General features: G+C 70.2%; 11 protein-coding genes and 3 pseudogenes. 12 read left to right on the top strand and 2 right to left on the bottom strand.

Annotated elements, in window-relative coordinates; genetic code table 11:
* Positions 1 to 129: 129 nt before the first annotated feature.
* The gene (locus tag O7617_RS04865; protein WP_282261801.1) at positions 130 to 834 is read left to right on the top strand and encodes a UdgX family uracil-DNA binding protein; all 705 of its coding nucleotides are present in this window, start codon (positions 130 to 132) and stop codon (positions 832 to 834) included.
* A 109-nt stretch (positions 835 to 943) separates the two neighbouring features.
* The gene (locus O7617_RS04860) at positions 944 to 1,531 is read left to right on the top strand and encodes a hypothetical protein (protein ID WP_282261800.1); all 588 of its coding nucleotides are present in this window, start codon (positions 944 to 946) and stop codon (positions 1,529 to 1,531) included.
* Positions 1,532 to 1,540: 9 nt separating this feature from the next.
* Here the strand turns inward: O7617_RS04860 and O7617_RS04855 are convergent, their stop codons facing one another.
* Positions 1,541 to 1,894 carry a nuclear transport factor 2 family protein gene (locus O7617_RS04855; RefSeq protein WP_282261799.1) on the bottom strand — a complete coding sequence of 118 codons (354 nt, stop codon included), beginning with the start codon at positions 1,892 to 1,894 and terminating at the stop codon, positions 1,541 to 1,543.
* Positions 1,895 to 2,319: 425 nt separating this feature from the next.
* On the opposite strand from O7617_RS04855, the gene O7617_RS04850 reads away from it, so the two are divergent.
* The 10 genes and pseudogenes from O7617_RS04850 to O7617_RS04810 all read left to right on the top strand — a co-directional run bounded on the left by O7617_RS04850 (position 2,320) and on the right by O7617_RS04810 (position 11,668).
* Complete coding sequence (locus tag O7617_RS04850; protein ID WP_282261797.1) at positions 2,320 to 3,924, top strand: FAD-dependent oxidoreductase; 1,605 nt, start codon at positions 2,320 to 2,322, stop codon at positions 3,922 to 3,924.
* A 363-nt stretch (positions 3,925 to 4,287) separates the two neighbouring features.
* Positions 4,288 to 5,610, top strand: coding sequence for an MFS transporter (locus O7617_RS04845; RefSeq protein WP_282261795.1), 1,323 nt, complete (start codon positions 4,288 to 4,290; stop codon positions 5,608 to 5,610).
* 4 nt (positions 5,611 to 5,614) lie between these two features.
* Entirely contained in the window at positions 5,615 to 5,815 is a 201-nt protein-coding gene (locus O7617_RS04840) for a DUF3046 domain-containing protein (protein ID WP_088990915.1), read from the top strand.
* A gap of 184 nt (positions 5,816 to 5,999) precedes the next feature.
* Positions 6,000 to 6,614, top strand: a pseudogene (gene recA / locus O7617_RS04835) (recombinase RecA); the annotation flags it as partial.
* Positions 6,606 to 7,466, top strand: a pseudogene (locus tag O7617_RS33435) (recombinase RecA); the annotation flags it as partial. The pseudogenes recA and O7617_RS33435, both read left to right, overlap by 9 nt.
* Positions 7,467 to 7,651: 185 nt before the next feature.
* Positions 7,652 to 7,889, top strand: a pseudogene (locus O7617_RS33430) (hypothetical protein); the annotation flags it as partial.
* Positions 7,881 to 8,138, top strand: a complete 258-nt coding sequence (locus O7617_RS33425; protein ID WP_348774186.1) for a hypothetical protein — start codon at positions 7,881 to 7,883, stop codon at positions 8,136 to 8,138. The pseudogene O7617_RS33430 and the gene O7617_RS33425, both read left to right, overlap by 9 nt.
* A 14-nt stretch (positions 8,139 to 8,152) precedes the next feature.
* On the top strand, positions 8,153 to 8,842 hold the full coding sequence (locus tag O7617_RS04820) for a regulatory protein RecX (protein ID WP_282261793.1): 690 nt from the start codon (positions 8,153 to 8,155) through the stop codon (positions 8,840 to 8,842).
* A 587-nt stretch (positions 8,843 to 9,429) separates the two neighbouring features.
* Positions 9,430 to 11,196: a ribonuclease Y gene (gene rny / locus O7617_RS04815; protein WP_282261792.1), complete on the top strand. Its 1,767-nt coding sequence runs from the start codon at positions 9,430 to 9,432 to the stop codon at positions 11,194 to 11,196.
* 133 nt (positions 11,197 to 11,329) lie between these two features.
* A complete protein-coding gene (locus tag O7617_RS04810; protein ID WP_282261791.1) occupies positions 11,330 to 11,668 on the top strand; it encodes a hypothetical protein in 339 nt (112 codons plus the stop codon).
* Positions 11,669 to 11,782: 114 nt separating this feature from the next.
* Here O7617_RS04810 and O7617_RS04805 read toward each other — a convergent pair whose 3' ends face one another.
* The gene (locus O7617_RS04805) at positions 11,783 to 12,664 is read right to left on the bottom strand and encodes an amino acid ABC transporter permease (RefSeq protein ID WP_282261790.1); all 882 of its coding nucleotides are present in this window, start codon (positions 12,662 to 12,664) and stop codon (positions 11,783 to 11,785) included.
* Between the last annotated feature and the right edge of the window lie 13 nt (positions 12,665 to 12,677).

The raw sequence follows: 12,677 nt of genomic DNA, 5'->3' as shown, positions 1-12,677 counted from the left end.
ATCATCATCATCGTCATCGTGTTGATCGCGATCGCTTCCGGTGGTGACGGCGGCGGAAACGGATACTGATCCGGTTCGGCGGTCGGGCGTACCCGGCACCGGGCGACGAACGGGTATATAACAGTCGGCATGGCCGAGCAGACCGGGAACGCCCCGGGCGCCCAGCGGTTCATCCCGCCCGACGCCGACACCATCGACGCCCTGCGTACCGCCGCCGGCGGCTGTCGGGGTTGCGAGCTGTACCGGGACGCGTCGCAGACGGTCTTCGGCCGGGGCGACGAGAGCGCCCGGGTGGTGCTGGTCGGCGAGCAACCGGGCGACATGGAGGACCAGAAGGGGCTGCCCTTCGTCGGCCCCGCCGGTCGGCTGCTGCGCCGCGCCGTCGACGACGCCGGGCTGGACCCGGGCCACCTCTACCTGACCAACGCCGTGAAGCACTTCCGTTTCGAGTTGCGCGGCAAGCGGCGGATCCACCAGACCCCTGACCAGGTGCACATCACGGCCTGCCGACCCTGGTTGGTCGCCGAGTTCGCCCGGTTACGCCCGGAGATCGTGGTGGTGCTCGGCGCGACCGCCGCCAAGGCGCTGCTCGGGCCGTCCTTCCGGGTCACCAGGCAGCGGGGCGAGCTGCTGCCCTGGCCCGCCTCGGCCCAGCGTCCGGAGGACTTCCAACGGGTGCCGGTGGACAACGCCGGAAAGCACGCCGACGCGCCGCAGGCTCGGCTGCTGGCCACCATCCACCCGTCCGCGGTGCTGCGCGCCGACGACCAGGACAAGGCGTACGAGGGGTTGGTCGCCGACCTCACCGTCGTCACCCGCGCCCTGCCCGAGTAGCCCGGCGGTCGTAACCACCGGTTGAGCCCACCGCCCGTATCGGAAACTGTCCACGATTGACAGTGCTCCCGGGGATTGCGCGGCGGTCGAGCCTGGGTAACGAGAGCCGATGGACGTTGACAGCGACCCCCGTCGTGCCGATGCGCCCACCGAGGCCGGGGAGGGCCACCGAGGATGGCGGCGGTTCCTCGAACGGGCGCCCGGTCTCCAGCTCATGGCCGTCTACTGGGTGCCGGTCACGGTGTTCGTCGGGCTGCCGATGCGCTGGCTCTTCGACCGGCAGGAGTCGCTGGTCGATGCCGTGCTGGGCGGCGCCTGGAACGCCGTCTGCATCGGTCCCGCGATCTACCTCGGCCGGCTGGCCGCCGGCGAGCAGGCCGCGCGGCGGGACCCCGAGGGGTACGCGCTGCGCGAGGCCCTGCGTACCGGCACGGTGCCCGAGGACGAGGCCACCCGCGCCGCACTGCCCGGCTACCTGACCGCACAGCGGCGGGCCACCCGGGCGGCGCTGCTGTTCATCCTCACGATCTGTCTCGGCCTGGTCCTGCTGGCTCTGCTCGCCGCCGACAACGAGGGCTCCGTGGTCCTCTCCGGGACGGTAGCCGTCGTCAGTGTGGCCGTCGCCGTGCTGACGCTGACCCGGATCCGCCGGCTCGCATCCCTGCTGCGGGCCGACCCACCGGGCTCGCCCCGATAGGCACCGGCCTCAGCCGTCCGTCGTGATCTTGCTGAACACGTCCTTGGCGGCGATCAGACCGTCTCGGAGCAGGTAGAGATCCACTCCGCGCAGCACGGTGCCGTCCTCCGCCAGCGGCCAGCTCCACTCGCACAGGACCCGGTCGCCGGCCGCCCGCACCGCGCCCAGGGTCGGTCCACTGCCGAGATGGTCGGCGAAGGCGCGGCACACCGCGTCCCGCCCTCGCAGGGTGCGGGCCGGCCCGTCCCAGGCGCTCGGACTGTAGGTCACGTCCTCGGCCAGGCACGCGGCCACCGTGGTCAGGTCGCCCCGATGCCAGGCGTCGTTGAAGCGTTCGACCAACCGCATCCCGGTATCGCCCATTGCGGCACCATAGGCGCGGTCCACGCCGGATGCGACCCCGTTCCCGCCGGAGGTGTGCTCGGCGCATGCGGGTGAGTCGACACACCGCCGGGCTCGACCCGGGCACCTCTACCTGACCAACGTCATGAAGCACTTCCGGTTCGAGCCGCGCGGCAAGCGCCGGATTCACCAGACTGACCGAGCGGTCGCCCGTACGGGTGGCGCAGGGGTGCCTAGGTGAGGGGCGGGAGGGTGAACCGTCCTGCCTTGGGAGCCTGTTCGTGGTCGAGGCAGTCCATCTGGTCATTGTCTGGTCCTGAGCAGATGTCCCGACCAGAGGCCTTTCGGGGCCTCATCGGCGATACCTGCCGGAAACGGCACTGCGCGATTCACGAAACAGCCTCTCTGCAGACTCATGCGAGTCGATCTTGTATAGGGGAGGCGTGATGAGCGGTCAGACACAGTCGACGGTCAGCCGGCGTGGGTTCCTGCGGGCGGTGGGAGTCAGCGGTGGTGCCGGTGCGATGCTCGCCACGATGGGCGCGATGGGCCTCGCTCCCAGCGCGGAGGCGTCGGTCACCCCGGCATTCCGGCCGCCGGAGCGGTCCGACTTCACGCTGACCGGGCGGCCGGGTGCCAGCGTGGTCATCCTCGGGGGCGGCATCGCCGGTCTCACCGCCGCCTACGAGCTGGGCAAGGCGGGTTACCGCTGCACGATCCTGGAGGCGCGGCACCGCGTCGGCGGGCGGAACCTGACCATCCGCGGCGGCGACGTCGAGACCGACCTCGATGGACGGACGCAGCGTGCGGGCTTCTCCGACGGGGTCTACTTCAACGCCGGGCCGGGCCGGATCGCGCAGTGGATGGTGACCATGGACTACTGCCGGGAACTCGGCGTGCCCGTCGAGGTCTTCACCAACCAGAACGCCGACGCCTGGATCTACAACGAGTCCGCCGGCATGACCGAGCCGGTCCGGTACCGCACCGCCAAGGCCGACGTGTACGGCTACGTCTCGGAACTGCTGGCGAAGGCGACCGACCAGGGCGCGTTGGACGCCCAGCTCACCACCGAGGACCGGACCCGGCTCCTGGCGTTCCTGCAGAGCTTCGGCGCGATCGGCGGACGCACCAACGGATGGGCGTACACCGGGACCAGCCGTCGGGGCTTCGCCGCCTATCCGGGCGCGGGCAACGACGTGGGCAGCCCTCTCGGTGCGCCCCCGGCGCTCTCCGACGTCTTCGCCAGCAACGTCGGCCGGTACTTCTCCTTCGAGTTCGGCTACGACCAGGCCATGCTGATGTTCCAGCCGGTCGGCGGCATGGACCAGATCCCCCGGGCCCTGGCCAAGGCGGTGGGCATGCACCGGATCCGACTCGACGCCGAGGTGACCGGGGTGACCGATCGGGGCGGCGCCGTCGAGGTGACCTACCGGCAGGGTGCCCGGCAGGCACAGATCACCGCCGACTACTGCGTGGCCACGTTGCCACCGCACCTGATGGCCCGCGTACCGCACAATCTCGGCACGGCCGTGACCGCCGCCCTGGCCGACTTCCCGGTGACCGCCGCCGGCAAGATCGGTCTGGAGTACCGCAGCCGCTGGTGGGAGACCGACCAGCGGATCTACGGCGGTATCACCGAGACCGACCTGGACCTGTCACACATCTGGTACCCGTCGCACGGCTTCCACGGCAAGCGCGGCCTGGTCGTCGGCTACTACAACACCGGTGCGAACGCCAGGGCGTACAGCGGGCTCACCCCCGAGCAGCGCAGGGAGCGTGCGGTCGCCCAGGGTGTGAAGATCCATGGTGACAAGTACCGCAGCGAGCTGGTCACCTCGTACTCCCACGCCTGGGACCGGACCCGCTACATCGAGGGCGCCTGGACCTCACCTCGCTACGGCACGGCCGGCTACAACCTGTTGCTCCAGCCGGCCGGGCGGGTCTACTTCGCCGGGGACTGGCTGAGCCACGAGGTGGCCTGGCAACACGGCGCGTTCGTGGCGGCCCGCTCGGCGGTGTCGTCGCTGCACCAGCGCGTGATGGCCGGCTGACCGACCACGCCGACCGGGCGTATCCGCCCCGGAACGCAGGACCCGCACCCGGGTCAAGGCCCGACCAAGATCCGCGCAGTTTCGGGGAAAGTGCTGCCTCCGGGCACGCTGAGACAGCAACATCCCTGAAACTGCGCGGATCATGCGGGCGCGGGGCGCGGGGCGCGGGGCGGCGGGGTGCGGGGCGGCGGGGTGCGGGGCGGCGGGGTGCGGGGCGGCGGGGTGCGGGGCGGCGGGGTGCGGGGCGGCGGGGTGCGGGGCGGCGGGGCGCGGGGCGGCGGGGTGCGGGGCGCCCGCGGGGCGGGGCGGCGGGGGCGGGGTGGGTGCGCGAGGATGGGGTCACCTCGTTCGTAAGGAGCGTCGATGGCCACCGACCTGACCGCGCCGGGCGCCGCGACTCGCCCCGACATCACGTCGATCCAACGTCGTACTCTGCGGTTGCTCTTCACCACCCAGATCGTCGGCGGTGTCGGCGTCACCATCGGCATCGCGGTGGGCGCGCTGCTCGCCGCGCGGATCGCCGGCACCGCCGTGGCCGGTGTGGCGCAGAGCGCCGGGGTGGTCGGCGCGGCGTTGCTCGCCGTCCCGGTCACCCGGATCATGGCGCGGCACGGGCGGCGACCGGGGCTGGTGGTGGCGTACGCGGTCGGTGCCGTCGGCGGCGTGCTCGTGGTGCTGTCCGCGGTGACCCGCTGGGTGCCGCTGCTCTTCCTCGGCATGTTGCTCTTCGGTGGGGGCACCGCCGCGAACCTCCAGGCCCGCTACACAGCCGTGGACCTCGCCGAGCCGGCCCGACGAGGGCGGCAGCTCTCCCTGATCGTCTGGGCGACCACCATCGGTGCGGTGACCGCGCCGAACTTCGCCGCGCTGGCCGACCGGGTCACCACCGGTTGGGGGCTGCCACCGCTGGCCGGCCCGTTCGCGTTCAGCTCGGCCGCGTTCGTGCTGGCTGCCGTCGTACTCCTCGGGTTGCTCCGGCCCGACCCGCTGCTCACCGCGCGGCGGCTCGCGGCGGCCGACACGCCCGTGGTGGCACCGACCGACGCCGCGCCGGTCAAGGTGCGCGCGCCGCGCGGCGCCGGGATGCGGGCGGCCTGGTCGGTGGTACGCGAGCGGCCCGCCGCCCGACTCGGCATCGCCGCCGTGGCGGTCGGCCACCTGGTCATGGTGGCGGTGATGGCGATGACCCCGGTCCGGCTCGGCGAATCGCACGCCGACGCCGACGTGCTGCGTCTGGTCGGCATCGTGCTGAGCCTGCACATCGCGGGCATGTACGCGTTCTCCCCGGTGGTGGGTTGGCTCACCGACCGGCTGGGTCGGCGGGCCGTGATCCTCGGTGGGGTCGGGTTGCTGCTGGCCGCCTGCGCGGTCGCCGGCACCGCCGGGCACCACACACCCCGGCTCTCGGTGGGCCTGGTCCTGCTCGGGCTGGGCTGGTCGGGGACCATGGTGGCCGGCTCGACGCTGCTGTCCGAGTCGGTGCCGGCCGGGGTGCGGCCGAGCGTCCAGGGGTTCTGCGACCTGGTCATGGGGTTGGCCGGGGCCGTCGCGGCCGTGGTCAGCGGGTTTGTCATGCAGTTCGCCGGTTATCCGGTGCTCACCCTGCTCGCGGCGGTCGCGGCGGCGCCCCTGGTGGCGCTAGCGTTGCGCCCGGTGCCGACCGGGGCACCGGACGAGGAGGGCTGATCACGTGCGGCTGACCGACTTCTGGGCGCGCCTGGAGGAGGCGTTCGGGCCCGGCTACGCGGCGAGCATCGCCCGCGACCAGGTGCTGTCCCAGCTCGACGGACGGACCATCGAGCAGGCGTTGGCGGCGGGTGAGCGGACGAACGTGGTGTGGCGGGCGGTCTGTGCCGCGTACCCCGACCGAGTGCCTGCCCGACTACGCTGAGCAGCCTTTTCGTTGCTTCCGCGTGTCGCTTGTCGAGTCGTACACCTGTTCGGCTATTGTCCACAGCGGGGTGCTCGTCCACAGCTCGCGGCCCGTCGGCTGGTTTTCTGTCGGACCTAGCGCCTAGCGTGTCCGCGTGACGCGAAGCTCAGCAAAGACGCCGGCGAAGGCAGGGGTGGCAACCATGGCAGCAGGGCCTGACCGGGAGAAGGCACTCGACCTTGCTCTCGCTCAGATCGACAAGCAATTCGGCAAGGGCTCGGTGATGCGGCTGGGGGAGCGGCCCGTCGTCCAGACCGCCGTGATCCCGACCGGCTCCATCGCGCTCGACGTGGCGCTCGGTGTGGGTGGTCTGCCGCGGGGTCGGGTGATCGAGGTCTACGGCCCCGAGTCCAGCGGTAAGACCACGGTGGCCCTGCACGCGGTGGCCAACGCCCAGCGCAACGGCGGCATCGCCGCCTTCATCGACGCCGAGCACGCGCTCGACCCGGAGTACGCGAAGGCCCTCGGTGTCGACACCGACGCGATGCTGGTCTCCCAGCCCGACACCGGCGAGCAGGCGCTGGAGATCGCGGACATGCTGATCCGCTCCGGCGCGCTCGACATCATCGTGATCGACTCGGTGGCGGCCCTGGTGCCGCGCGCCGAGATCGAGGGCGAGATGGGCGACAGCCACGTGGGTCTCCAGGCGCGGCTGATGAGCCAGGCCCTCCGGAAGATCACCGGTGTGCTCAGCAACACCGGCACCACGGCGATCTTCATCAACCAGCTGCGGGAGAAGATCGGTGTCATGTTCGGCTGCATGTCGTACTCGACCCGGGTCACCCTGGCCGACGGCACGCAGGAGAAGATCGGCAAGATCGTCAACCAGCGGATGGATGTCGAGGTCCTCTCCTACAACCCGGACTCTGACCGGGTCGAGCCGAAGCGGATCACCAACTGGTTCAACAACGGTCGGGCTGAGCAGTTCCTCCAGTTCACCGTCGCCAAGTCAGGTGGTAACGGTCGCGCGCAGTTCGCCGCGACTCCCAACCACCTCGTGCGTACGCCCGGCGGCTGGCGGGAGGCGGGTGAGCTGATCGCCGGTGACCGAGTGATGCTGACCGAGCCGCGGCGCCTCAGTGACCAGCAGTGGCAGGTGGTCCTCGGCTCGCTGATGGGCGACGGCAACCTGTCACCGAATCTTCGGGACCGTTCCGGCGTTCGGTTCCGCCTGGGCCACGGCGCGCAGCAGGTCGACTACCTCGACTGGAAGGTGTCGCTGCTCGGCAACATCGCCGTGTCGCGTCGAGTCGATTCCCGAGGTGCCTCCTTCGCCGATTTCACGCCCCTGCCCGAGCTGGACGAGCTCCGTCGGGCGGTCTATCTCGGCGACGGTAAGAAGCACCTGAGCTGGGATTATCTCAAGGCCCTGACGCCGCTGGCGCTCGCGGTGTGGTTCATGGACGACGGCTGCTTCACGCTGCGGTCCAAGGGGCTGCAGGAGCGCACCGAGGGTGGCTCCGGCCGGATCGAGATCTGCGTCGAGGCGATGGCCGAGGGGAGTCGGGATCGGCTGGTCGAGCACCTGCGCGACGCGTATGGCATGGACGTGAAGCTCGTGGCTCGTGGCTCCCGGCAGACGGTGTCGATCATGTTCACCACTGCCGCGACGGCGAAGTTCCAGGCACTGATCGCGCCATACGTGCCGGCGACGATGGAGTCCAAGCTGCTGCCACGATTCCGTGGCCGGTGTGTCGTTGAGCCCCAGTTCGTTTCGGCGGAGCTCATGCCGGTGCCGGCTCGGATCATCGACGTGCGCGTCAAGCCCAAGACGCGCTCGATGAACCGGTTCGACATCGAGGTGGAGGGCAATCACAACTACTTCGTCGATGGCGTCATGGTGCACAACAGCCCCGAGACCACCACCGGTGGGCGGGCGCTGAAGTTCTACGCCTCGGTCCGGCTCGATGTGCGCCGCATCGAGAGCCTCAAGGACGGCACCGACGTGGTCGGCAACCGCACCCGGGTCAAGGTCGTGAAGAACAAGGTGGCCGCGCCGTTCAAGCAGGCCGAGTTCGACATCATGTACGGCAAGGGCATCTCGCGTGAGGGCTCGCTGATCGACGTCGGCGTGGAGCAGGCGATCATCCGCAAGTCCGGAGCGTGGTACACGTACGACGGCGACCAGCTCGGCCAGGGCAAGGAGAAGGCCCGGGAGTTCCTGAAGGAGAACCCGGACGTGGCCGCCGAGATCGAGAAGAAGATCCTGGAGAAGCTCGGCGTCGGGGTCGGCGCGGGTGACGCCGCCGGTGGCCCGGAGTTGCCGCCGGTCGACTTCTGACCGGCCGCTGACCCATGGCAGGACGACGCGCGCGCACGGGGCGGGGCTGGGATGCCAGTCCGCCCCGTGCGGGCGACGCCGCTGACCCGCCGCGTCCCCGTCGGGGTCGCCGGGCCGAGTCGCCGACGGACGAACCGGCGCAGCCACCGCGCGACGAGTCCGAGGTGGCTCGCGAGATCTGCCTGCGCCAACTCGCCGTCCGGCCGCGTACCCGGGCCGAGTTGGCCGGGGCGTTGGCCAAGCGGGGCATCTCCGAGCAGGTGTCGGCCGAGGTGCTCGACCGGTACGACGAGGTCGGCATCATCGACGACGCCGCGTTCGCCCGAGCGTGGGTGTCCAGTCGGCACTCCGGTCGCGGGCTGGCTCGCCGTGCGCTCGCCAACGAGTTGCGCCGCAAGGGCGTCGACGGCGACGTGGCCACCGAGGCGCTGGATGAGCTGGACGAGGAGACCGAGGCCGACACCGCCCGCAGTCTCGTGGAGCGCAAGCTACGCACGGCCCGAGGCGAGCCTGACGCGGTCTTCCGCCGGCTGGTGGGCATGCTGGCCCGCAAGGGCTACCCGCCGGGGGTCGCGATCCGGGCGGTGAAGGACGCCCTCGCGGCGCAGAGCGCCGAGGCGGCCGAGTTCGCCGAGCAGATCGACGCCGACGCGCTCGCCGACGCCGAGGGCGACCCGGACCGCGACACCCGCACGGTGGGGTGAACGGCCCGAGGGGCTGTCGGGCTCGACGGTGACGGCGGGCGGCGGCTCGGTGCCGACGTCATGGTTGTCACAAAGTCGGCTCTGCTCACCGGGTCGTCGTCCCTGAACAGGTACGACATGTCAATCGCGCCTGCCAGGTCGCCGTTTTTGTCATCCTGTGTCCGCAACGACATCAGCTTTGGGTGACGATTCAACTTCTCTCCGTTCGGGGGGTTTGATCATGAGTCCTTGACCAGAGCACCCCCGGAGACCTAGCCTCGCCATACAGGCTCACATTGCCCGACCATTGCAGGCTAAGCGCACAACATAGATCGCGTAACAAGACAGCATCACTTTGGCCGACTCCGCGGCCTTTGGCGGCAACTCCGGACTGGCCGGTCCGGGACGCCGCGACAACTGCACCCGGTCGCCGACGTTGCCCGCGGGCACCGCCGGCGGAGAGAGCTACCCACGGCCAGCCGCTCCGGTCGGGCGTCCACAGCCGCAGGAGTGTGCCCCGGCACGGTCGCTGCGGTCTCGACGTTAGGGGAGGCGGCCATGGCGGGGCGGCGGCACAGGTTCACCGGTAGACCCGACGGGGTCCCGGCATGAACGCCTTCGATGTCGTGCTCCTCGCGGCCGTCCTCGTCCTCGCGGTGGTCGTGATCGGGGCCGTGCTGGTGGGCATCCGGACGATGCGCCGGATGGGTGCCGGGCCGGCTCCGGAGGATCCCGCCTTCATCGCCGAGAAGGATCGTCAGGAGCAGTCGCTCGCTGCCCTGCGAACGGCGGCCGACGAGGCGAACAGCACGATCGACGTGGCGAAGTCCGCCGCCGCGGCAGCCCGTACCGAGGCCGCGGCGGCGAAGGCGGAGGCGAAGGCGGCCCGTGCCGAGGCGCGTCGGGTGCTCGACGACGCCCGCGCCGAGGCGGACACCGTTTTGGAGCGCGCCCACAAGCAGGCCGAGGCGGACGCCGAGCAGCTGCGGACGGCAGCGCGGCGCAGCGGCGAGCGGGAGGTCGCGGTGCTGGCCGCCACCACCCGGGAGCAGGCCGCCGAGGTGGAACGCCGGGCCGCCCGGATGGACGAGCGGGAGCGGATGCACACCGAGGAGGTGGAGCGGTTCGCCGAGCGGGAGCGGCAGCTCACCGCCGCGAAGGCCGACCTTGCCGCCCGGGAGTCAGCGCTCGCCCAGCGGGAGGTCGAGCTGGCCGAGTCGGAGGAACTCCGGCGTCGGGAGTTGGAGCGGGTCGCCGGGCTGACCGCCGAGTCGGCCCGACTGGAGCTGGTCGAGGCGATCGAGACGTCCGCCAAGCGGGAGGCGGCACTGCTCGTCCGGGACATCGAGTCCGACGCGCGCAACACCGCCGAGCAGCGGGCCCGACACATCGTGGTGGACGCGATCCAGCGGGTCGCCAGCGAGCAGACCGCGGAGAGCGTGGTCAGCGTCCTGCACCTCCCCGGTGACGAGATGAAGGGGCGGATCATCGGCCGGGAGGGGCGCAACATCCGCGCCTTCGAATCGGTGACCGGCGTCAACCTGATCATCGACGACACCCCCGAGGCGGTGTTGCTGTCCTGCTTCGACCCGGTCCGCCGGGAGGTGGGCCGGCTGACGCTGGAAAAGCTGGTACTGGACGGGCGGATCCACCCGCACCGGATCGAGGAGGTCTACGACCTGGCCCGGCAGGAGGTGGAGCAGCTCTGCCTCCGCGCCGCCGAGGACGCCCTGGTCGAGGTCGGCATCACCGAGATCCATCCGGAGCTGGTGACCCTGCTCGGCCGCCTGCGCTACCGCACCTCGTACGGGCAGAACGTGCTCAAGCACCTGGTCGAGACCGCGCACATCGCCGGCATCATGGCGGCCGAGCTGCGGTTGGACGTGCCGATCATCAAGCGGTCGGCGTTCCTGCACGACATCGGCAAGGCGCTCACCCACGAGGTGGAGGGCAGCCACGCCATCATCGGCGCGGACCTGGCCCGCAAGTACGGCGAGCACGAGGACGTGGTGCACGCCATCGAGGCGCACCACAACGAGGTGCCCCCGCAGACCATCGAGGCCGTCCTCACCCAGGCGTCCGACGCCTGCTCAGGCGGTCGGCCGGGCGCGCGTCGGGAGAGCCTGGAGGCGTACGTCAAGCGGCTGGAGCGGATCGAGGAGATCGCGGCCGGCAAGCTCGGCGTGGACAAGGTCTTCGCCATGCAGGCCGGCCGGGAGATCCGGGTGATGGTCAAGCCGGACGACGTGGACGACATCGGGGCGGCCGTGCTGGCCCGCGACGTGGCCAAGCAGATCGAGGAGGAGCTGACCTATCCGGGTCAGATCCGGGTCACCGTGGTCCGCGAGTCCCGGGTCACCGAGATCGCCCGCTGATGTCTTGAGAAGTGTCGGCGGGACGAAACCTGCGGTGAAGTCTCAGCCGTAACGGGATCGACACCGTCAGCATATTTCTATATTCCTGTGTCTCATTGCGTCGAAAGCGGCGCAAAAGGGACGGGGAGGCACTATGCGTAAGAGGTCGATTCGTAGCTTGGTCAGCACCGGATTCGTTCTGGCGGCGATCAGTTCGGGCATCGTCGTCGTGGAAAGTGCTCCTGCGCAGGCGGCTCCCTGCACCGCATCACGGGACTGGACCTACACCCACGGCGCCAAGTCCCAGTGCGCTGCGGGGACGTATCGCTGGTGGCACCGGGTCTGGATCAAGTGTGTTGAGGGACCGAACAACACGACCAAGACCTACTACGGCAATTACGCCGGAGGGACCTCCGTATCCAAGGTTCAGTGCGGCTCGGGCGCAACCAAGAGCGTCTCCAGCTACGGCGTGGAGCAGGGCCAGGACGACTGAGATTTCATAGCTCGTACCGAAGCGGCGCAGGGGATGACCGATGGTCATCATCCCTGCGCCGCTTCGGCGGATGTCGAGGACCTCGCTTCGTGGTCCGGCAACACGACCGAACGGTCACACCATCCGGCCGGCGGCATCGCCCACGTCCTGCGAGGGCAGCACCTTCGCCGCGGTACGCCGGCTCCGGCCCATCCGCTTCTGCAACCACCAGGCCAGGACCGACAGCGCACCGCAGATGGCGATGTAGATCGCCGCCACGATCAGATACGTCGGCACGTACGGCAGCCCGAACGGTAACCGGCCGCCGATCTGCTTACCCACGAAGAGCAGTTCGGGGTACGTGATGATGAAGCCCAGCGCGGTGTCCTTGAGCAGCACGACGAGCTGACTGACGATCGCCGGGAGCATCGACCGCACCGCCTGCGGCAGCAGGATCAGCCGCAGCACCTGGTTCTTGCGCATGCCGACCGCGTAGGCGCCCTCGGTCTGCCCGTACGGGACGGCGTTGATGCCGGCCCGGAAGATCTCCGCGAGCACCGAGCCGTTGTAGAGCACCAGCCCGATGACCAGCGCCCACAGCTTGTCGATCGACCAGCCGTACTGCAGCGGCACGTAATAGCCGAAGAAGATCAGGATGAGCAGGGGGATCGCCCGGAACAGCTCCACGACGAAGGTCGCCGGGCTACGCAGATACCACTTGTCGCTCAGTCGGGCACTGGCGAAGAACGCGCCGAAGATCAGCGCCAGGACCGCGGCGATGCCGGCCGCCTTGAGCGTTGCCCCCAGGCCCCCGAGCAGTTCGCGTTGCACAGAGGCGTACTGGAACTGCTCCCACTTGCGAGCCTCGAACTGACCCGTGTCGGCGAACTTGTAGCCGATGAAGGCGATGAGAGCGATGATGCCGACCGTGGAGGCGACGCCCAGGATCGCGTTACGCCGCTTGGCGCGAGGCCCGGGCAGGTCGTAGAGGATCGACGCCTGGCTCAACTCTGCCACCTTCCGCTCGCGA

Origin of the sequence: Micromonospora sp. WMMD1155 (assembly GCF_029581275.1) — a bacterium.
In the GTDB taxonomy this organism is placed as follows: domain Bacteria; phylum Actinomycetota; class Actinomycetes; order Mycobacteriales; family Micromonosporaceae; genus Micromonospora.
Note: the sequence above shows the minus strand (reverse complement) of the source record. Positions and strands in the feature narration are given on the sequence as shown.